The sequence below is a fragment of the Streptomyces sp. NPDC028305 genome, assembly GCF_055569495.1.
On record NZ_JBVHTN010000014.1, the window covers coordinates 58749 to 78987 of the forward strand.

20 protein-coding genes and 2 pseudogenes are annotated in these 20239 nt (G+C 69.2%); 10 read left to right on the forward strand and 12 right to left on the reverse strand.

Features of this window, described 5'->3' with window-relative positions; translation table 11 throughout:
• Positions 1–192: 192 nt before the first annotated feature.
• Complete coding sequence (locus ACZ4WQ_RS44550) at positions 193–975, forward strand: DUF899 domain-containing protein (RefSeq protein WP_398377256.1); 783 nt, start codon at positions 193–195, stop codon at positions 973–975.
• 156 nt (positions 976–1131) lie between these two features.
• Here ACZ4WQ_RS44550 and ACZ4WQ_RS44555 read toward each other — a convergent pair whose 3' ends face one another.
• From ACZ4WQ_RS44555 to ACZ4WQ_RS44570, 4 genes are all read right to left on the reverse strand, one after another.
• Entirely contained in the window at positions 1132–1677 is a 546-nt protein-coding gene (locus ACZ4WQ_RS44555) for an MmyB family transcriptional regulator (protein ID WP_398377254.1), read from the reverse strand.
• The gene (locus tag ACZ4WQ_RS44560; protein ID WP_398377252.1) at positions 1622–2020 is read right to left on the reverse strand and encodes a helix-turn-helix domain-containing protein; all 399 of its coding nucleotides are present in this window, start codon (positions 2018–2020) and stop codon (positions 1622–1624) included. Before ACZ4WQ_RS44560 ends, ACZ4WQ_RS44555 begins: the two co-directional genes overlap by 56 nt.
• 280 nt (positions 2021–2300) lie before the next feature.
• Positions 2301–2825, reverse strand: coding sequence for a nucleoside/nucleotide kinase family protein (locus tag ACZ4WQ_RS44565; RefSeq protein ID WP_361184609.1), 525 nt, complete (start codon positions 2823–2825; stop codon positions 2301–2303).
• A 77-nt stretch (positions 2826–2902) separates the two neighbouring features.
• Entirely contained in the window at positions 2903–3871 is a 969-nt protein-coding gene (locus ACZ4WQ_RS44570; RefSeq protein WP_398377251.1) for a nitrilase-related carbon-nitrogen hydrolase, read from the reverse strand.
• 50 nt (positions 3872–3921) lie between these two features.
• On the opposite strand from ACZ4WQ_RS44570, the gene ACZ4WQ_RS44575 reads away from it, so the two are divergent.
• On the forward strand, positions 3922–4854 hold the full coding sequence (locus tag ACZ4WQ_RS44575) for a LysR family transcriptional regulator (protein ID WP_398377249.1): 933 nt from the start codon (positions 3922–3924) through the stop codon (positions 4852–4854).
• Between the two features lie 15 nt (positions 4855–4869).
• On the opposite strand, the gene ACZ4WQ_RS44580 is transcribed toward ACZ4WQ_RS44575, so the two are convergent.
• Positions 4870–6000, reverse strand: coding sequence for an FAD-dependent oxidoreductase (locus ACZ4WQ_RS44580; RefSeq protein ID WP_311728013.1), 1131 nt, complete (start codon positions 5998–6000; stop codon positions 4870–4872).
• A gap of 469 nt (positions 6001–6469) precedes the next feature.
• Here ACZ4WQ_RS44580 and ACZ4WQ_RS44585 point away from each other — a divergent pair, with 469 nt between their 5' ends.
• Together ACZ4WQ_RS44585 and ACZ4WQ_RS44590 are read left to right on the forward strand one after the other, a co-directional pair.
• Positions 6470–6655 carry a hypothetical protein gene (locus ACZ4WQ_RS44585; protein WP_311728014.1) on the forward strand — a complete coding sequence of 62 codons (186 nt, stop codon included), beginning with the start codon at positions 6470–6472 and terminating at the stop codon, positions 6653–6655.
• A gap of 40 nt (positions 6656–6695) precedes the next feature.
• Positions 6696–6815 (forward strand): annotated as a pseudogene (locus ACZ4WQ_RS44590) (IS5/IS1182 family transposase); the annotation flags it as partial.
• Positions 6816–7471: 656 nt separating this feature from the next.
• On the opposite strand, the gene ACZ4WQ_RS44595 reads toward ACZ4WQ_RS44590, so the two are convergent.
• Positions 7472–8365, reverse strand: a complete 894-nt coding sequence (locus ACZ4WQ_RS44595; RefSeq protein WP_398377247.1) for a Vgb family protein — start codon at positions 8363–8365, stop codon at positions 7472–7474.
• A gap of 424 nt (positions 8366–8789) precedes the next feature.
• Positions 8790–9440, reverse strand: a complete 651-nt coding sequence (locus tag ACZ4WQ_RS44600) for a TetR/AcrR family transcriptional regulator (protein ID WP_385342990.1) — start codon at positions 9438–9440, stop codon at positions 8790–8792.
• A 153-nt stretch (positions 9441–9593) separates the two neighbouring features.
• On the opposite strand from ACZ4WQ_RS44600, the gene abc-f reads away from it, so the two are divergent.
• From abc-f to ACZ4WQ_RS44615, 3 genes are all read left to right on the forward strand, one after another.
• The gene (gene abc-f, locus ACZ4WQ_RS44605) at positions 9594–11213 is read left to right on the forward strand and encodes a ribosomal protection-like ABC-F family protein (protein WP_398377245.1); all 1620 of its coding nucleotides are present in this window, start codon (positions 9594–9596) and stop codon (positions 11211–11213) included.
• Between the two features lie 49 nt (positions 11214–11262).
• Positions 11263–11916, forward strand: a complete 654-nt coding sequence (locus ACZ4WQ_RS44610) for a CatB-related O-acetyltransferase (protein ID WP_385342986.1) — start codon at positions 11263–11265, stop codon at positions 11914–11916.
• Positions 11917–12002: 86 nt separating this feature from the next.
• Positions 12003–13301 carry an erythromycin esterase family protein gene (locus ACZ4WQ_RS44615; protein ID WP_398377243.1) on the forward strand — a complete coding sequence of 433 codons (1299 nt, stop codon included), beginning with the start codon at positions 12003–12005 and terminating at the stop codon, positions 13299–13301.
• A gap of 341 nt (positions 13302–13642) precedes the next feature.
• Here the strand turns inward: ACZ4WQ_RS44615 and ACZ4WQ_RS44620 are convergent, their stop codons facing one another.
• The 3 genes and pseudogenes from ACZ4WQ_RS44620 to ACZ4WQ_RS44630 all read right to left on the reverse strand — a co-directional run.
• Positions 13643–14056, reverse strand: a complete 414-nt coding sequence (locus tag ACZ4WQ_RS44620) for a hypothetical protein (protein ID WP_311728019.1) — start codon at positions 14054–14056, stop codon at positions 13643–13645.
• 50 nt (positions 14057–14106) lie between these two features.
• Positions 14107–15120 (reverse strand): BtrH N-terminal domain-containing protein, encoded by a 1014-nt coding sequence (locus ACZ4WQ_RS44625; RefSeq protein WP_398377241.1) that lies wholly within the window; start codon positions 15118–15120, stop codon positions 14107–14109.
• A gap of 110 nt (positions 15121–15230) precedes the next feature.
• Positions 15231–15380: pseudogene (locus ACZ4WQ_RS44630) on the reverse strand (SDR family NAD(P)-dependent oxidoreductase); the annotation flags it as partial.
• 260 nt (positions 15381–15640) lie between these two features.
• Here ACZ4WQ_RS44630 and ACZ4WQ_RS44635 point away from each other — a divergent pair.
• Genes ACZ4WQ_RS44635 through ACZ4WQ_RS44645 form a run of 3 tightly spaced genes read left to right on the forward strand, consistent with a single transcriptional unit; the run spans position 15641 to position 19252 of the window.
• Entirely contained in the window at positions 15641–17116 is a 1476-nt protein-coding gene (locus tag ACZ4WQ_RS44635) for a family 2B encapsulin nanocompartment shell protein (RefSeq protein ID WP_398377239.1), read from the forward strand.
• On the forward strand, positions 17103–18341 hold the full coding sequence (locus ACZ4WQ_RS44640) for a family 2 encapsulin nanocompartment cargo protein terpene cyclase (RefSeq protein ID WP_398377237.1): 1239 nt from the start codon (positions 17103–17105) through the stop codon (positions 18339–18341). Before ACZ4WQ_RS44635 ends, ACZ4WQ_RS44640 begins: the two co-directional genes overlap by 14 nt.
• Positions 18342–18358: 17 nt before the next feature.
• Positions 18359–19252, forward strand: a complete 894-nt coding sequence (locus ACZ4WQ_RS44645; RefSeq protein ID WP_385342976.1) for a geranyl diphosphate 2-C-methyltransferase — start codon at positions 18359–18361, stop codon at positions 19250–19252.
• A 50-nt stretch (positions 19253–19302) separates the two neighbouring features.
• On the opposite strand, the gene ACZ4WQ_RS44650 is transcribed toward ACZ4WQ_RS44645, so the two are convergent.
• Together ACZ4WQ_RS44650 and ACZ4WQ_RS44655 are read right to left on the reverse strand one after the other, a co-directional pair.
• Entirely contained in the window at positions 19303–19881 is a 579-nt protein-coding gene (locus tag ACZ4WQ_RS44650) for a YceI family protein (protein ID WP_358846781.1), read from the reverse strand.
• Between the two features lie 52 nt (positions 19882–19933).
• Positions 19934–20227 carry an AzlD domain-containing protein gene (locus ACZ4WQ_RS44655; protein ID WP_311728140.1) on the reverse strand — a complete coding sequence of 98 codons (294 nt, stop codon included), beginning with the start codon at positions 20225–20227 and terminating at the stop codon, positions 19934–19936.
• Positions 20228–20239: the final 12 nt, after the last annotated feature.

Genomic DNA, 20239 nt, shown 5'->3' on the forward strand with positions numbered 1-20239 from the left:
CTTGCATTCAGGCCTGGCGCCGAAGCGAAGGCGGCCTTCGTCTGATCCTTTGCTCCATCACAGAGGCAGAGGAACGGCGCGAAGGCCGTAGTCGTGAGTCGCGATGAGTTCCGGCCGCCTCGCGAGTCTGTTCTGGTGACCGGCACAGAGCGCGTACGACGCCGCCCTGCATGAGACAGCACGGAGGACACCATGACGACCATGCCGAACGACCCGACCCCCGCGCAGCCCGGCCGCCCGCCCGTGGTCGACCTGGACACCTGGCAGCGGGCCCGTGACGAGCTTCTGGTCCGCGAGAAGGCCCACACCCGCGAGGGCGACGCCCTCGCCGCGGCCCGCCGCCGGCTGCCGATGGTGGAGTTCGACGGGACGGTCGAGGTCGTCGGACCCGACGGCCCGGTCCCGTTCCTGGACCTGTTCCAGGACCGCGACGAACTCGTGGTCTACAAGCACATGTGGTACGACGGCGCGCCGCACCAGGGGCAGTGCGAGGGCTGCACCACCACGGCCTGGCACATCAAGGACGCGGTCTATCTCAGCGCCCGCGGCGTGTCGTTCGCCATTCTGACCACGGGCCGTTGGGACGAGGTGGCCTCCTACGTCGGGTTCATGGGCTACACCCAGCCGTGGTACTCGGTGCGCGACGTGGACGCGCCGGTCGGCGGCAGCATGGGTTACATCACCTGTTTCCTGCGCGACGGCGACCGCGTGTTCCTCACCTACTCCACGACGGGCCGTGGCAACGAGCGGATCAACGGGTCCCTCGGCCTGCTCGACATGACGCCCTACGGCCGCGGCGAGGTATGGGAGGACAACCCCGAGGGCTGGCCCGAGGGGCACAGCCCGTGCTGGTCCTGGCGCTCGGACGCGGACGGGAACGCCACCTGGGGCCCGACCAGCCGCCCCGTGCCGCAGTGGACCCGCCCCGGCGCGACCCCCGTGAACACCCTCGGCCGACACGGCCACCACCACTGACAAGGTGTCCAGGTGCCGGGCGGAGCCTCCCAACGGCTCGCCCAATGGCCGACGAGCGCTCCCGCCGCACCGGACCGGCGATGCCCTGTTGCGCCGGCGGACCCGCGTCGTGGTCACGACCGCCTCGTTGCAGCCCTGGCCGTGGCGATCCCGCAGTCAGCTGGACGGCGCGTCGGAGGAGGCGGCCTCGCGTGCGCCCGCCGGCGCGCTCCAACTGGCGAGCAGACGCAGCGTCTGTGCGGAAGGGGAGCCGGGTTCGGCGGTGTAGAGGCAGATGCTCTGGTCGGGGTCGGCGGGAAGGGCCAGCGTTTCGTAGGAGAGGGTGAGTTGGCCGACCACGGGGTGGTCGAGGCGCTGGGTGCCGTGGGCGCACTGGTCCACGCGGTGGCCGGCCCACCAGGTGCGGAACTCGGGGACCTTGATGGACAGTTCCCCGACCAGTTCGTTCAGCTGCCGGTCGTCGGGGTGGCTTCCGGTAGCCAGGCGGAGGCTGGCGACGAACGTCTCGGCGACTTTGTCCCAGTCCGCGTACAACTCACGGGCGGCGGGGTGGAGCAGGGCGAAGCGGGCGAGGTTGCGGTCACGGTACGGCAGCGCGTCGAAATCGGTGATCAGCGCCTTGGCGAGGTGGTTGGCCGCCAGGACGTCACTGCGGTGGTTGACGACGAGGGCCGGCGAGACGTCGTTCAGGACGTCCAGCATGCGGTGGACCGCCGGCCGCATGCGCGGTCCACCGGCCGGACGCCGCCCGGCCCGGGCCGGGCGTCCCGCGCCGGACGAGCTCGAAGAGGTAGCCGCGCTCGGTGTCGTCCAGGCGCAGGGCACGAGCCACGGCCTCCAGCACCGTCTCCGAGACATGGGGGTGCCGGCCCTGTTCGAGGCGGGCGTAATAGTCCGTACTCACCCCGGCCAGGTGCGCGACCTCTTCACGCCGCAGCCCCGGCACCCGGCGCGCGCCGCCGCTGAAGGCGACCCCCGCATCCTCGGGGCGTAGCCGAGCCCGCCGCGAGCGCAGAAAGTCGCCTAGTTCACCGTTCTGGTCCATGCATCCAGTGTTACCACCGCGGTGGCGCGGCGGGTCCGACGAAGGTGGACCACCCAGACCTAGGTTCAGCAGGGCGCGCACCGCGCGTCCTGGAATCCGCCGGAATGCTGGTGTCCGCCTTCGGCATCGGCATGCGGGCCATGACAGTGGTCGTCTCGGGACTGAGCGTAGCCACCATCGTCGGCGTCCCCGGCGGCACCGCGCTCGCACAGCACACGGGAACGGAAGCGGCACAGCACCTTCGCCGTAGCCGCGGCAGCACTCGCGGTCACCGCCCATGTCACCAAGCAGCTGCCTGAATCACATCAAGGGCGATTTCCTGGACCGTGCGACCGTCCGTCGGGATACGCACCGTTCCAGCAGGTGCCTTCTCACTCAGGTCTCGCGCCATTCGCAGGCTCCGCTCGATGTGAGCGTCAAGCTGGGACCCGATTTCCCGTTGGGTGAGCCGATCTCTCACGGTGGCCTCCTCGGCTGTGAGCAGGACACAGGTGGCCCTGATCGGGCCGCCCCCCATGGCTCGCCTGATCATCGGCTCCTCGAGGATGCTCACCGTGTTCGTGTAGATGAGGCGACGCTGGCCAAGGGCGACGTAGTTCGACCAGATTGCGGCGGTATTCCGCTCCGTTATCGCTGCGCGGTCGGGGTCGTCGACGGGGGCCGGATGGATCTGGTCCATATAGTCGCCCTCGATCAGACAGTGGGCGGTTCCTCGCGCCTGTAGCGCTGCGGAAATCTCCCATCCGACGGTCGTCTTCCCGACGCCCGCACCACCGCCGATGAGCAACAGTTGGTAAGCAGTCATGGTCGGCCAGCTTGGCAGCGCGTGGACGTCTGCGACATGTGTTTTTGGCGCGCCAAGGCCTCTCCAGTGATTGCCGGTCAACTACTGGTGACGGTGGTGCGGGCGGACTCGTCGATGTGGAGGGTGAAGATGTCGGGCCGCGCGTAGTGGCCGGTGGGGTCGAAGTCGAAGCGGGCGCGCGTGAGGTCGTCGAGGTCGAGTTCGGCGGTCAGGATGCCCTCGCCGTCGCGCAGCGGGCCGGCGAGGACCTCACCGAGCGGGGAGACGATGACGGAGCCGCCGCCGATCAGGACGGTGTCGGGGGCGTCGCCCTGGACGGGGTCGAGGTCGGCGGGCACGGCGTCGCGGCGCAGGTACTGGTTGGCGCTGAGGACGAAGCAGCGGCCTTCCAGGGCGATGTGCCGCATGGTGGCCTGCCAGGCGTCGCGGTCGTCCACGGTCGGCGCGCACCACAGGTCGACGCCTTTGGCGTACATGGCGGTGCGGAACAGCGGCATGTAGTTCTCCCAGCAGATGCCCGCCCCGAGGCGGGCGGTGCCAGTGTCGATGACGGGGAGGGTGGAACCGTCGCCCTGGCCCCACAGATAGCGTTCGGCAGCGGTCGGCATGAGCTTGCGGTGCAGGCCCAGATAGCCGCCGGGACCGAAGAACAGCGCCACGCAGTACAGGGTGCCGCCCTGGCGTTCGACCGCGCCGACGACGGCGTGGCAGCCGAGTTCCCGGGTGAGCGCGGCCAGGGTGTCGACCTCGGCGCCGGGGACGTCGATGGCGGCGGCGTGGTAGCGGCGGAACAGCTCGCGGCCGGCCGGGGTGCGGCTGCCGACGGTGGTGTCGAAGTCCAGGCCTTTGGGGTAGCCGCCCAGGAATGCCTCGGGGAGGACGACCACCTCCGCGCCTCGGTCGGCGACGGCCTCCCGGATGAGTTCTTCGGCGCGGGTCAGCGCGGCCTGCGTGTCGAACAGCGGGGCGGCCGCCTGGACGACGGCAGCGGTCACGGAACGGCGGGGCTCGGGGGCCGCGGCAGCGGCAGGGCTCGGGGAGGTCATGGCACTGAGATTAGGAATCCCCTGAATCATCGAGCAAGCTAATGTCCGTGATGATCGACATTTATGACAGTGAATTCAGGAAGGCGGACCTGAATCTGCTGGTGGTCTTCGCCGCCCTGATGCGCGAGGGCAGCGTCACCCGGGCCGCCGCCGCCCTGCGTCTGAGCCAGGGCGCGGTCAGCGCCGCGCTCGGCCGCCTGCGCAGGCTGTTCGACGACGAGTTGTTCACCCGTACCCGCGCGGGCATCGAGCCCACGCGCCGCGCGGTCGAACTGGCCCGCCGCATCGAACCGGCCCTCGGGCTGATCCAGGCTGCCGTCACCGGCCGGGACCACTTCGACCCGGCCGCCGCCCGGCACGTGTTCACTCTGGGGATGTCCGACGACCTGGAGGCCGCGCTGCTGCCCCGGCTGCTGGCCGCCGCGGCCGGCCTTCCAGGCATCCGGATCGCCGTCCGGCAGGCCAACCGCAACACCGTCGCCGACATGCTCGACCACGGCGAGATCGACCTCGGCATCGCCGCCGCTCCCGCACACGGCCCTGACCACCGCACCCGGGATTTGTTCGCCTCCGGCTACACCTGCCTGTTCAACCCCCGCCTGCTGCCGCTGCCGACCCCGCTGATCCTGGACGACTATCTCACCCACCCCCACCTGCTGATCTCCTACGACGGGCGCCGAGGCATCGTCGACGACCTCCTGGAGGCACGCGGACTGACCCGCCGGATCGTCGCCTCCACCACCCACTTCGCGGGCGCCGCCCTCCAACTCACCACCCTGCCCGCCCTGGCCACCCTCCCCTCCCACGCAGCCACCGTCTACGCCGACACCCTGGGCCTGACGGCCACCGAGCCCCCCTTGCCCATGCCCCAGTACACCGTCAGCGCGATCTGGCACACCACCGTGGCCGACGACCCCGCCCACACCTGGCTCCGCCACCTCGTCGGCGGAGCCGAGAGGTCCATGCCTCGCTCGCAGAAATGAAGCCGTGATCCGGGGTCATATCTCTTTCCCGGCCATCATGTTGATCAGGCCGTGGGCTGTGTTGTCGTCGGAGTCGATCCTGTGGACCTCGGCACCTTCAAAAGTGGCGACCTCGGTACTGCGGGGGAACATGTCCTGTTCGTACTCGGTGAGCGCGGCCTCGATGTCGTCGGGGTGCGCGGCGAGGGCCTTGCCGAGTTCGGCGCCGTCGAGCATGGCCAGGTTGGCGCCTTCGCCGTTCGGGGCCGCGAGGTGGGCGGCGTCGCCGAGCAGGGTCACCCCCGGCACCCGATCCCACCGGTGCTCGATCGGCAGAGCGTAATGGGGGCGCAGGGCCGGCGCGGTGTCGCCGTCGGTGATCAGCACGGTGAGTTCCGGCGCCCAGCCGTCGAACTCCTGCGCGATCCGCGCCGCGGCCGCGGCGGCATCGGTGAAATCGATGGCGGCGAACCAGTCCTGCGGCTTGGACAGCGCCACGTAGGTGTGCAGGGTGTCGCCGCTTTCCCGGTGAGCGAAGATCTCCTTGCCCGGCGCGGGCGCCATCATCGACCCGCCGCCGACCGCTTTCGCGGCGGCCGGGTGCCGGGTGTCGGCCTCGAACAGGTAGGTCTCGACGAACGACGTGCCTGCGTACTCGGGTGTGGCGGAGGAGAGCAGCGGCCGGACTCGTGACCACGCGCCGTCCGCGCCGACCAGCAGGCTCGTGACGACGGTGGTTCCGTCGGCGAACGTCACCTCGTGGCGGCCCTCGCCGAGGGCACGGGCGCTGGTGACCTTGTGCCCCCACCGGACGGCGCCGGCCGGGAGCGAGTCGAGCAGGATCTGTCGCAGCTCGCCGCGCTGCACCTCGGGTCGTCCGCCCGTGCCGTCGTCGGATTTGTCGAGCAGGACGGTCCCGTCCCGGTCGAGGACCCGCATCGCCTGGCGTCCCTCCAGGACGATGGCGTGGAACTCGTCCATCAGGCCGGCTGCCTTGAGTGCGAGTTGCCCGTTGTAGTCGTGGATGTCGAGCATTCCGCCCTGCGTGCGCGCCGACGGGGAGGGGTCGGCCTCGTAGACCGTGACCGGGATTCCGTGGACGTGCAGGACGCGGGCCAGCGTGAGTCCGCCGAGTCCGGCGCCGATGATCGTGACGGGCGTGTGCATGATGACTCCTCAGGATCGGGCCGCCCGGCGAACTCCGGCCGGCCGTCTCCGGAAAGGTGCCGGACCCCGCCGACCGGCCGCCGACATCCGACCGACAGCCCCCGACAGGTGACCGACACCGCAGATCAGTCCCGACACACAAGATCAATCTCAGCGGTCCAGGGGCGGCCCGGTGCCGGGTCGCCGGGGGCGGGAGCACGGCGACCGGGATATCTGGGACAGCGTCCCGCTCACTCCGGACGAGTGAGGGGGCGTCGTGAGGGTTCAGGTGCGTGGGCTGGGCGCCCGCCGGTGGATCGCGCTCGGGGCGATCGCGTTCGGGGCCTGTTCCTGGTGGATGCGGAGCGTGCCCGGGGCGCGGTCGTGGCCTTGGAGTGGCGGGGGGCTCACCGGTAACCGTCCAAGGACGCCTCCTACGTCTCCACCGGCCCGGCGGGCGCGGCCAAGGTCAGCCTTCCGGCTCCTCGCCGTGCCACGACTGCCCGGTCCGGTTCCGCTGCGTCGGTATCTGGCAGATCTCCTGCGCAACGACGAGCGCCTGGCTGCGTTCACCGACGCCGACGGCTGGGCCAAGGGCAAGGCGATGCCGTCGGGCGACGAGCACCCGAGCGGTACCGCAGAAGATCCGAGTCCCGAAGCCTGGACCGGGCAATAAGCCCAGCAGCGTGGCGGCTGACAAGCCGTGCAACAACGGCCCGCGAGCGATCAACCGGCTCAAACGTCACCGCGCCGTGGCCACCCGATACGGCAAGCGCCGCGACGTCTACCTCGGCACCGCCACTGCTGCGGCACTGACGATCTGGCTCCGCTCGTGAGCGTCAGATCAGCGCTTATCTGTCTTCGGGCAGGTGGAAGTAGACGGTCCCCGACCACCAGGGACCGTGCTCGGTCATCTCTGACTCGAACACCACGTGCCGGATCTCAATAGGGCCCAACTCCTCGATGGTTTCGGCCAACCGCCGAAAAAGGGCCGGAACGCTATCGCAGCCTGGGCCAGCGGGGTTGGCCTGCGAGAAATGACGCGCGGTCCAATGCTGCGGAGGATCAACCATGGGCAGATCGTAAAACCTGCCGCCATCTGACCAACAGGCCAACCGCTGAGGCCAGGTGATTCAGGTCCCGAGGCGGCCGAGAGCATGATCGACCGGACACGTCCTCGTCAACCGTGTCCGCGAGTCAGGCGTCGTCTCGCTCGGCATGCCGAAGGTGAGGCAGTTCCTGCCCGACCTCCGCCCCGAGGGCGGGTCGTCGTACAGGTCCCTGCCGGGAGGCAGACTGAGAGCCGATCCTGTTCGTTTCCGGAGCGCCCCTGTCGCTTTGGGTGTGGGACGGGCTGTTCGAACGGCTGGCCCGGGCCGGGTACCGGACCATCCGTTTCGACCGGTACGGCATCGGCTTCCGCGAACATCCTGGAGTTCCTGCACACGCGCAAACAGCCCGCATGACAGCTCCCGGTTCTTGCCGTCGAGGCCTACGGCGCCACCCGCGCGACTCCGCCCGTCTCGAGGGCCGCCCAGAGGGCACCGTCGGGGCCCAGGGCGATGCCGTGTGGCTCGGATGCCGGTGAGGGCAGGTCATACTCGGTGATCTCGCCACCCGCGGTGATGTGGCCGATGCGGTTGGCCCCCCATTCGGTGAACCAGCAGTCTCCCGTGGACACCGCGACAATGGCGTGTGGTTTGGCCGTGCGGTCGGGGAGCGGAAACTCCCTGATCTCACCATCCACCGAGATCCTGCCGATCTGGCCTGCGGCAATCTCGACGAACCACAGAGCCGTGCCATCACTGGCGATGCCCACGGGTGCCGCGTTCGGGGTGGGCAGTGGGTGGATGGCGGTGTCACCCTCGGTGGTGATGCGGCCGATCGCGTTCGCCTGGTTGAGGGTGAACCACAGGGCTCCATCAGGGCCCGTGGTGATCGCCGAGGGAAAGCCGCCCGCGACCGGAAGGGCGAACTCGGAGATCTCTCCCTTATTGGCGATACGGCCGATACGGTCGGCGTTCATCTGCGTGAACCACACCGCGTCGTCCGGGCCCGCGGTGATGCCGAAGGGGCCGCTGTCGGGCGTTGGCAGGCGGAAGGAGTCCACTTCACCATCAGTGGTGATGCGGCCGATGCGGTGGTCCTGAGACCGGGTGAACCACAGTGCCCCGTCCGGCCCGGGGGTGATGATCGCAGGACGGCATGTCGGCGAGTCCAGGGGGTATTCCTTGAGCTCGCCGTCGAGAGTGAGACGCGCGATGCGACCGTTGTGCACGAAGGTGAGCCACAGGGCGCCATCGGGGCCGGTTGTGATGCCGTAAGGCCCGGCCTCCTGATCTGCCACGCGGATCTCCGTGGCGGCTGAGGCATCAGGACGGGGCACGGCAACTCCTTACCAAGTAAGTGTCAGTCAGCATTTCAGGCCTATGGCGCGGTCCCAGGACAGTACTGAGACGACGCTTCCGATATCCCGCCAGTGCAGCTCCGGATCGGTGGAGACAAGCCGGGTCCGCCCATGGCCACGCAGGTCGACGGCGACGGAAGTTTGATCTCTGTGCCGATCACCACCGCACCCTGCCGGTGAGAGGACAGCGGGCGCAACCGCTTTTCCGCGGGGCGTCAGGCGGATGGCAGGGCGACCCCTGGAGACCGAGACCGCCTGTCGCCTGCCACCCGTCCGTGACGGATCCCTCCGCACGGACGGGTGGCACAGCCGACGAGATCAAGTTCCGTGTCGAACCACAGCGAGGTCAGATGAATCGGACCCGTGCCGGTCTTCGAGGGGTGCGGGAGTGGCGCGGTCCCACTTATGTGTCGTCCTCGGGCTGGGACTCGGCGAAGGCACCGGCGGCCGCGGCGAGGGCGGCGGTTCTGGCCGCATGGCCGGGCAGTTGCGGGTCGGGTGGTGTGCGGAGGAGTACCAGCTGGTGGTAGAGCGGCGCGGTGGCGGCGATGAGCAGTCGCCGAGCGTCGGTTCGCGGCGGGAGTTCGCCGCGCCGGACGGCGCGGCTGACGACGATCTCGCAGCGGGCGTACCGGTCCTCCCAGAGCCGCTGTTGGGCGTGGGCGGCTTTCTCCGAGCGGAACGAGGCGGCGATCAGGGCCGCCATGATCGGCGGCTCTGCGGCCATGGCTGTCTGGATCTCCTGGTTCAGCGCTGCCAGGTCGCCTTCCAGCGAGCCGGTGTCCGGTGGCTGCCAGTCGTCGTCGCTCGCCGCGTCGAGAACGTCGGCGAGCAGGCCGCCGATGTCCCCCCAGCGCCGGTACACCGTGGTGCGATGCACCCCGGAGCGGGCGGCGACGGCGTCCATCGTGAGCCCGTCATAACCGTGTTCGCCGAGCTCCGCGCGGACCGCGTCGAGTACCTGCGTACGGATACGGGCGGTGCGGCCCCCGGGACGGCTTCGGGTGGGCGGCGGCCGGGTGCCTTCTGGTTCTGGGTCTGTGGGAGTGATCACTGAAAGTCCGTTTGCTCATGGGGACGGCGTTGTGGCAGCATCTTAATGCATCAGTTGTCGCACTAGTGGAGTGATCAATGCTCTTCCAAAGCGTTTGCCCGGCCGCGCGGCCCTCGATGGCCGCCTCGTTCCCGAATGCTTTGGAGTCTCCGCATGCCTACACAGATCACCGCGCTCGCCGTCAGCAAGTCCTTCAACGGCAGGCTCGTCCTTGACTCGGTGACCTGCTCGCTCGCCGCGGGCGAGCGCACCGGGATCATCGGTGAGAACGGATCCGGCAAGACCACCCTGCTGCGCCTGCTCGCCGGGCAGGAACGGCCCGATCAGGGCGAGGTCGTCGTCCAGGCCACCGGTGGCGTCGGCTATCTCGCCCAGGACGAGCGGATGGAGCCGCGGGCGACCGTCCAGCAGATCATCGACCGGGCTCTGAGTGATCTACGCGGCGTCGAGCAGCGAATGCGCCGTCTGGAGGCCGCGATGGCCGACGGTGACGAGTCGGGCATGGCCGAGTACGGCGAACTGATGACGGTCTTCGAACTGCGCGGCGGCTACGACGCCGACGCCCGCGTGGAACGTGCTCTGCACGGTCTCGGCCTGGGGCTGGTGGGCCGTGACCGCACCGTGGGCAGCCTGTCCGGCGGAGAACGGGTCAGGTTGCGGCTGGCGGCCGTCCTGGCGGCGGCGCCGGAGGTGCTGCTGCTGGACGAGCCGACCAACCATCTCGACGACGGCGCCCTGAACTGGCTGGAAGAACACCTGCGCACCCTGCGGGGCACCACGGTGGCGGTCTCCCACGACCGCGTCTTCCTCGAACGTGTCGCCACCAGCCTGCTGGAGGTGGACGCCGACCGGCGCCGCGTCGTCCGGTACGGCAACGGCTACACCGGCTACGTCGCCGAGAAGGCGGCCGCCCGGCAGCGCTGGGCCCAGGCGCACGACCAGTGGCGGGCCGACATCGACCGGCTCCGCGAGGCCGCCGCGACCACCGCCCGCCAGGTGGCCCCCGGCCGTCCGATGAAGGACGGCAACAAGATGGCCTACGACCGGGCGGGCGGCCGGGTGCAGCAATCGCTGGCCAGCCGGGTGCGCAACGCCGAGGAACGGCTGCGCCGCCTCCTCGCCTCCCCGGTCCCACCCCCGCCGGAGCCGCTGCGCTTCACCCCCGTACTGCGGGCCCGCCGCCTGGAGGGCGCCGTACTCGACGCCACCGACATCGCCGTCACGGGCCGGCTCGACCGCACGAGCCTCGCCGTCACGGCGGGCGAGCGCCTGCTGATCACGGGGCCGAACGGAGCGGGCAAGAGCACCCTCCTCCGGGTCCTGGCCGGCAATGTCGCTCCCGACAGCGGGAGCGTCACCCGCCACGGCAGGATCGGCTACCTCTCCCAAGAGCCGCGCCCCGGGGAACCGGCCGAGACCGTGCTGGCCGCCTTCGCCCGCGGACGGAAAGGAGAGGCCGCCGGACACGGCGAACGGCTGCTGTCCCTCGGCCTGTTCGACCGCGACCAGCTCACGGTGCCGGTCGGCCGGCTGTCCACCGGGCAGTTGCAGCGTCTCGCCCTGGCGCGACTGCTCAGCGAGCCGTCAGACGTCCTGTTGCTCGACGAACCCACCAACCATTTGTCGCCCGCCCTCGTCGAGGACCTGGAGACCGCGCTGACCGGGTACCACGGCACCCTCGTCATCGTCAGCCACGATCGCCGGCTGCTCCGGCGCTGGCAGGGCTCCCACCTGGCCATACAGGCGACTGCGACGTCCGCCGCCGAGTGCTGAGGTCCTCCGGCCCCGCAGACACCCCTTATCTGAGAGGAAGCCACTCGTGATGCCGCCTGTTCCCGCCGACCCGACCCTGGTGCATCCGATGCCCGAGCAGCCGCGGGTGGTGCTGTTGAAGCCACTGATCACCTCGCCGCTGATCGAGGTCGGGGAGTTCTCCTACTACGACGATCCCGATGATCCGACCGCCTTCGAAACCCGCAACGTGCTGTACCACTACGGGCCGGAAAAGCTGGTCATCGGGAAGTACTGCGCGCTGGGCGAGGGGGTGCGGTTCATCATGAACGGCGCCAACCACCGCATGGACGGTCCCTCGACGTTCCCTTTCCCGATCATGGGCGGCTCCTGGACCGAGCACTTCGACCTCATCGCCGGCCTGCCCGGACGGGGTGACACCGTCGTGGGCCACGACGTCTGGCTCGGCTACCGGGCCATGGTGATGCCCGGTGTCCGCATCGGCCACGGAGCGGTCATCGCTTCCGGCTCCGTCGTCGTCGACGACGTCCCCGACTACGGCATCGTCGGCGGCAACCCCGCCCGTCTCATCCGCCGCCGCTACAGCGATGAGGACGTCAACCGCCTCGTGGCCCTGGCCTGGTGGGACTGGCCGCTCCAGCACATCACCGAACACATCCGCACGATCATGTCCGGCGGCATCGACGACCTGGAAAACGCCGCGCCCGGGCACACACAGCGGTGAGGCCGGGCGGCTGCACCGCCATGCCGTGCGGCGACCACTCCCCCGCAGTCCATCCGCACTCCAGCACCGAGGATCGAGCCATCAGCATGCCTGATTCGTCCCACCACAACCCGTTCGCCGACTGGCTTCGGGCCCATGCCGTCCCCCTCACCCACCTCGACCGTGAGGCGCCGCTCGACGATCTCGAGCCACTGCGCGACATCATCGGCGACGCCCGCGTCGTCGCGATCGGCGAGAATTCCCACTTCATCAGCGAGTTCGCGCTCCTGCGCGAGCGCATCCTGCGGTTCCTGGTCGAACGCTGCGGCTTCACCGTCCTGGCCTTCGAACACGGCTTCAGCGAAGGCTTCCCCCTTGACGCATGGGCCCAGGGCGAGGGGGCGGACGACGACCTTTCGGCCCACGTCGCCGGAGCGATTCCCGTGGGAGTCGGTGGGCCGCTGCGCTGGATGCGCGGGCACAACCGCACAGCCTCACCATCGGTGCGTTTCGCCGGCGTCGACATCCCGGCGGCCGGTGGGTCCCTGCTCCCCGCCCTGGCCCCGGTCGCCGACTACCTGCGCCACATCGATCCCGAGACCCTGCCGGCGGTCGAGACGGCGATGCGGATCGCCGAACCGTTCGCCGGTGGCTCCGCGGCCGACGCCGCGCCCGCGTGGGCACGCCTGGCCACCGCCGAACAGGACGCCCTCAGCGCGACCCTGACACGCCTGCTCATCCGGTTCCGCGCCCTCGAGCCTCTGTATGTCTCCCGCGGCGACCAGCAGAGCTACGACATCGCCTTGCGACGCCTCGAAGGCGCCTGCCACGGCGACTACACCTTCCGTGCCATGGCCGGCCTCTTCGCCGGCACAGGGCTGACAGCCGACACCTCGGCCCGGGACGTCTACATGGCCGAGTCGGTCCTATGGCACCTGAAGCGCTTCGAACCCGGTACCCGCGTCGTGCTGGTGGCTCACAACGCCCACATCCAGAAAACGCCTGTCTCCTTCAACGGCCACCTGACGGGGCTCCCGATGGGACATCACCTGCGCCGCGCGCTCGGCGATGAGTACGTCGCCCTCGGCCTGACGAGCACCACGGGACACACCGCGGACATGCGCCGGGACGAGAACGCACGCTTCGGTTTCACCATCGACGCCACCGCGCTGGAGCCGCCCGAGCGGGGAAGCATCGAAGCGGCCTTCGCCGATGCCGGGCTCGGGCTCAGCATCGCCGACCTTCAGCAGGCACGCCACGAGGCCCCCGGCAGCTCCGACCTTGCCCCGGGCCCCGACCGCATCCGGATACAAAGCGCCTACCTGCACACCCCCATCCTCAAGGCGTTCGACGCCATCCTCAACACCCCGACCTCCACCGTGGCCGACAACCTCGACAACATGTGAGACACCATCACGCGGTGTTCCTCGGCTGGTTTGGCATACCGTGAAAACGACACCGCGTCAGGCGATCAGCGCTCTCTCTGCGTCGGCGAGTGTCCGTGGCCGAGCTCGCTATGTTCAGCCCCGCGGTAAACCGGGTTGGCAGCCGGCTAAGGAGCCCACAATAGTCACACACGCGGAATTGGTGTCGGCGTTCGGCCCGCTCTGGCGGACGAGGACGAGTCGCAGGAAGAGATCGCGGACGAGCTGCGACGCTTCGGCTCCGGTCGGTGCCTCGACCGTGATGCCGTGGGCCCGCAGGATCGTAAGCCGTGAACCTTCCCGGTCAGGGCACTAGTGCCACATCAGGCAACGTTCGCCCTGATGAGGAACCAAGCCAACACAGCCACGCCGATGGGTAACGCAACTAGGTAGCCGACGAGGATACCGACGCCCGGATCAGCCAGCGCAGGAAAGGCCCAGTTCACTGCTGCAGCCACGAGCAGTCTCACCGTTGCCAGCGCAAGGAGAGCGGCGACAACAGCAAGCCGACGCGGCGGGCCCGCCCCGCGGTACAACTCAGCCGCAGGCCCGATCGCGATCAGGCCCGTCACGAGGCCGACGAGACTGGTGTCGGGCAGCCACCCGAACGGCCACCCCACCAGAGCGACCAACCCGGAGAAAGCGAGGCCGACCAGTTCCAGCGCGACGGTGGACACTACCGGGTCCCACGAGGGGCGTCGGATCGAGCCGCTCCCACTGTCCTTTTCATCGGCCACGTCGTCAGAGTAGCCATCGACAGGGCGAACGTTGCCTGATGCGGCACTAGTCAGGACTGGTTTGGGTGTGGGCTTACACTCCCCAGGCAGCGCAGCGCCTGCATGGCCTCACGCTCAATGCGTGAAAGTTCGCGGAGGATGGTGCCTGCCTGTACGAGGGACTGCGCATCGCCTGATTCACCGGCCTTTGTGATCAGTGCCGCGACTTCCGTCCACAGAGTGGCTGCCTCGGTGTACAGCCTGTGGCCGGTGCGCAGGTGGCCGCTGTCGAGCTGTTGGGAGCATTCGGCGAGAAAGTCGCGGTAGAGGTTACGGAACAGGGCGCCGCCGGTGCCGGCCTTCTCCATCAAGAGGGCAGCCTGCGGTAGGTCCCGCTGCGGGGCGTCGGTCCGCTGGAGCCAGGTGCGTACCAGCTTGCCGGCCTTTTCGATGCCTCGGTGGCCGAGGTTGGCGATGGGCGGGTTGAGGAAGGCGTCGGCGCAGGCGGTGATGGCGGGAACGATCCGGTCCTGTGGGGAGGGCGGGTTCCCCGGAGCGGTGAGGGTGAAGGACCGGTGTTTGGCGGCCATCGGTCCACGTGCGGCCCTTGCCTCGGCCAGGCTCGCCAGGCTGGTGGATACGGCTCCGCCCTGCTGGCCGGTGTCCACCAGATAGGCGTCGCGGTCGTCGTAGCCGTACATGGCGACGACATGACCGCCGAAGTGCACCTTCGACCCGAAGTAGTCCAAGTGGTAGCTGTCGAGCTGTAGTCCCACCGGGTGGCCGGCGTCGATGGGGGCCACCACGTTCTCCCATGCCCTGCGAGGGGAGGTCGTCTCCTGGACCAGGAGTTCCAGCCCGAGTGTGGTGGCCAGGTTTCTGGTGAGGTCGAAGGGCTTGACCCGTCCCCCGAGGAAGGGGAAGCCCATGTTCTTGCTGTCCCAGTAGATGAAGGACAGACCGGAACCGAGGCCGAAGAGCATGGGTTCGGACAGATCGAGCCCCTGGTGCCGCAACAGCACCCCCAGAGCCGTCGTCTCGCAGTGCTGCGTACCGCGGACATCAATGTCTATCACCGTGGTCATGCCATGCTTCCCTGGATGTAGAGGCCTCTGCCGACCCGACGCGAGAGGCCTCACGTACGGCGCTTCGTCTTGCACGCCATCATGGTGGACTCTCCCACGGTGGGAGAGTCCACCAGCCCCCTGCTCCTCTTCGCCGGGGAGCTGACGGCGACGATGCGGGCGGCGCCGTCGGCGGCGAGCGCGTCGTGCAGGCCCGTGGCGAGTGCGAAGTGGCCGAGACGGTTGGTGGCGAACTGCCACTCCCAGCCCTGTGCGGTGTAAGGACCCCGTGTGATGTACGGACAGCGGGGGGCGCTGGCGAGCGCGCCTGTATACCGTCGTCCGGCCGCCCGGGCAAACCTTGTACGAGCAGGATCATCGTATCGAGTTAATACCAACGGCTTCTCGCGGCCGTCCGGGCGCAGCGGCCGTTACTGTTCCCCGGGATCTGGACGCATTCCCGGATGTTTGCCCCTTCTTTTTCCTCTTTCCCGGTGACGCGCGCACGCCGGCCATGCCCTGATGAAGGAGAGCTCGCCCGATGACTGTTGAGACCGGTCGGGAAGCACAGCCGGTGCCGCCTCGGCAGTCCAGCCTGTCCACGGCGGCCGCCCGCAACCTTGCCACCACGACCAAGTCCGCCCCGCAGATGCAGGGGATCACCTCTCGCTGGCTGCTGCGGACGCTCCCCTGGGTGGAGGCCAGGGGCGGTACCTACCGGGTGAACCGCCGGCTGAGCTACACCGTCGGCGACGGGCGCGTCGAGTTCGTGCAGGACGGTGCCCACGTCCGGGTGATCCCCCGCGAGCTCGGCGAACTGGCCGTGCTGCGCGGATTCGAGGATGTGGAGCTGCTGACCGCGATCGCCGACCGGTGCGTGCAGCGCGACCTCCGGGCCGGCGAGGTGCTGGTCGAGCGCGGAACGCCCGCCGAGCAGCTCCATCTGATCGCACACGGCCGCGTCAGCCAGACTTCCGTCGGCACGTACGGCGATGAGGTCGCCGTCGCCGTGCTTGCCGATGGCGACCGGTTCGGTGAGGAAGCCCTGTTGGACGCGGAGGCCCGGTGGGGCTACACCGCCACCGCTGAGACCGTCGGCATCTTGCTCACCCTGTCCCGCGCCGACTTCGCCGCCGTGGTGTCCGCGGCGCCGGGCCTCCAGGCGCACATTCAGCGGTACGGCTCACTTCTCCGCGAACGGCAGAACCGTCATGGCGAGGCCGAGATCGCGATGTCGGCCGGCCACACCGGTGAGCCCGAACTGCCCAGCACGTTCGTGGACTACGAGCTGAAGCCGCGGGAGTACGAACTCTCCGTCGCGCAGACCGTTCTGCGGGTCCACACGAGGGTCGCCGACCTTTACAACGGGCCGATGAACCAAACCGAGGAGCAGCTCAGGCTCGTCATCGAGGCGTTGCGCGAGCGCCAGGAGCACGAGCTGATCAACAACCGGGAGTTCGGACTGCTCCACAACGCCGACTTCAAGCAGCGCATCCAGACCCACTCCGGCCCGCCCACCCCGGACGACCTCGACGAGCTGCTCTGCCGCCGCCGAGGCTCCAAGTTCTTCCTCGCCCACCCCAGGACGATCGCGGCGATCGGGCGTGAGTTCAACTCCCGCGGGCTCTATCCGAACCACGTCGACCTCGGCGGGCAGCAGGTCCCGGCCTGGCGTGGTGTCCCGATCCTGCCCTGCAACAAGATCCCCATCACCAAGGAGAACACCAGCTCGATCCTCGTCATGCGTACCGGCGAGGACGACCAGGGCGTCGTCGGCCTGCGCCAGACCGGTCTGCCGGAGGAGTACGAACCGGGCCTGTCGGTGCGTTTCATGGGCACCGACGAAAAGGCGATCACCTCCTACCTCGTCACCACCTACTACTCCGCCGCCGTCCTTGTGCCGGACGCGCTCGGCGTGCTGGAGAACGTGCAGATCGCCCGCACGCCCGACGAGACGGCCCAGACCTCCCGGGGCAGCCACCCATCCCGCCAAGGAGCCATCGATGCCCGACCCTGAGCCTTCCCCTCCGCAGTCGAGTCTGCCCGCGGCCGCCAGCGGCGGCCGCCCCCTTGTGCCGTCCCCGCCCATCCCGTCTGCCGTCGATGTCTCCGCCGCCGAGGTGCGGACGCCGGGCGCGGGTCTGGACCGGATCCTGGGTGGTCCCAGTGGCCTGGGCACGGCGGGTCTGCGTCTGGTCCGACGGGAGGAGCCGCCGACGCCGCCAACGCTCCCGGAGCCTCCGGCGGCTGCGGCTGCGGCCGAAGGGAACCCGATTCCGGGCCTGTACTACCACCCGGTGGCGGAGCCCGATCCCGTGCGGGTGGAGGAAGTCGGCCGCAGGATCAAGGCATGGGCGCTGGACGAGGTCGATCTGTACCCCGAGGAGTGGGAGGAGGAGTTCGACGGCTTCTCCGTGGGGCGCTACATGGTCGTCTGCCATCCGGACGCCCCGACCGTCGATCACCTGATGCTCGCCACGCGGCTGATGGTCGCGGAGAACGCGGTGGACGACTGCTACTGCGAGGACCACGGAGGCTCGCCCATCGGCCTGGGCGGACGCCTTCTGCTGGCGCACACCGCTCTCGACCCCCTGCACACCACCAGGGAATACCAGCCCCAATGGACGGAGTCCCTCCACGCGGACGCGCCCCGGCGTGCCTACCGCTCCGCCATGGAGTACTTCCTCCAAGTGGCCAGCCCTTCCCAGGCCGACCGGTTCCGGCACGACATGGCCCGGCTGCACATGGGGTACCTGGCCGAGGCCGCCTGGGCCCAGACGGACCACGTACCCGAGGTGTGGGAGTACCTGGCGATGCGCCAGTTCAACAACTTCCGCCCCTGCCCCACCATCACCGACTCCGTCGGCGGCTACGAACTGCCCGCGGACCTGCACGCCCTGCCCGCCATGCAACGGGTCATCGCGCTCGCCGGCAACGCCACCACCATCGTCAACGACCTCTACTCCTACACCAAGGAACTCGCCTCCCCCGGCCGCCACCTCAACCTCCCCGTGGTGATCGCCGAACGCGAAGGCCTCCCGGACCGCGAGGCCTACCTGAAGGCGATCGAGGTCCACAACGACCTCATGCACGACTTCGAGGCCCAAGCCACCGCTCTCGCCACCGCCTGCCCCGTCCCCAGCGTGCAGCGCTTCCTGCGTGGCGTGGCCGTATGGGTCGACGGCAACCACCACTGGCACCAGACCAACACCTACCGCTACACCCTGCCCGACTTCTGGTAAGAAGAATGGACCTGTCCGTGACCAGCACCGAGCTCACCACCGACGCCACCCCCACCAACGCCTCCTTGTTCATCCCCGCCCCGGTGACGCCCTACCAGGGGGACATCGCCCGCTACTGGGACCACGAGGCCAGGCCCGTGAACCTGCGTCTCGGCGATGTCGACGGCCTTTATCACCACCACTACGGCATCGGCGACGTCGATCACGCCGCGCTCCGCGACGCGGACGACAGCTCATACGAGAAGAAGCTGATCGCCGAGCTCCACCGCCTGGAGTCGGCGCAGGCCGAACTCCTCCTGAACCATCTCGGCCCCATGGGGCGCGACGACACCCTCGTGGACGCCGGCTGTGGCCGTGGCGGCTCGATGGTCATGGCCCACCAGCGCTTCGGGTGCAAGGTCGAGGGCGTCACCCTGTCGGCCAAGCAGGCCGATTTCGCCAACCAGCGTGCCCGCGAACTCGGCATCGAGGACCACGTCCACGCCCGCGTCTGCAACATGCTCGACACGCCCTTCGAGACCGGGCGGGCCGCGGCCTCGTGGAACAACGAGTCGAGCATGTACGTCGACCTGCACGACCTCTTCGCCGAGCACTCCCGGATCCTCGCGGTCGGCGGCCGCTACGTGACCATCACCGGCTGCTGGAACCCGCGTTATGGTCAGCCCTCGAAGTGGGTCTCCCAGATCAACGCGCACTTCGAATGCAACATCCACTCCCGCCGGGAGTACATGCGCGCCATGGCCGACAATCGCCTCGTGCCACAGGCCGTCATCGACCTCACTCCCGCGACGCTGCCCTACTGGGAGCTGCGGGCCACGTCCTCGCTGGTCACGGGCATCGAGGAAGCGTTTATCAACTCCTACAAGGACGGCTCCTTCCAGTACCTCCTGATCGCATCCGACCGCGTCTGACCACCTGACGGCTGAAAGGGCTGGGCCCGTCCCTGACGGACCCAGCCCTTTCAGCGCAACCCGAGGTCGGGCAGCGGTTCGAGTTCGGTCACCGCGTACTCGACCCGAACCTCGTCGGCCAGCTTCAGCGCGCCGAGGAAAGCGGTATACGGCTTGATCCCCCAGGTGGACTGGGGGACCGTCGCCCAGCCGCACACCATTCCATCGCCGTCGCTGCCACCGTGCACGGTCGCCGGGTGTGTCCGGCCCTTGATGGTGAGGTCCCCGGTGATCTCGAAGGACGGAAGCGTTCCCGTGATGCTCGTGGAGCGAAAGGTGATCGTGGGGTGCCGCGCGGTGTGCAACAGGGCCTCCCCCTCCAGCGTCCTTTTGATCTCGGCCCGGTCGGCGTCGGTGAGGGGTTTGAGCCCGCCGATCCCCTCCCGGACAGTCAGGGAACCCGTCTCGACCGTCACGGTCACCGATGACCGCCCGGGATCGTCGGCGACGACCACCGCGCTCCCCGACCAGCGGGTGGCCTCGATGGTGAGGTCGTGCCCCGCCTTCCGGCCGAGCCCGGCGCGGCTGGTCTTGATCAGCAAGCGGCCCGTCGGCGGCCCGAACCCGTATGCCCCATCACTCAATGTCACGGATCTGACTGTACGTGACGAACAGGGACCGACGGGCGCGCGGACGGCCGCGTCAGGGAACGCCGGCGAGCCGAAGCAGCGCCGCCGTGCCCGCTGCCGCGAGCACCACGACGAGGAACGGCGCTTTGCGCCAGGCGAGCGCTCCGCCGACCATGACCCCGATCGGGCGGGCGGGGCCGGCGAAGCCGCCGCTCTCGGTGAGCGCCGCTGTGGCCGTCAGTGCGGTGAGCAGGACCACCGCCGAGACTTCCAGCAGCTTCTCGGCCCGTTTCGGGAAGGTGACCTTGGCCCGCAGGGCCGGTCCCGCGAGGCGGAGCAGGAAGGTCCCGGCTGCCAGGGCCAGCATCGCCGCCAGCAG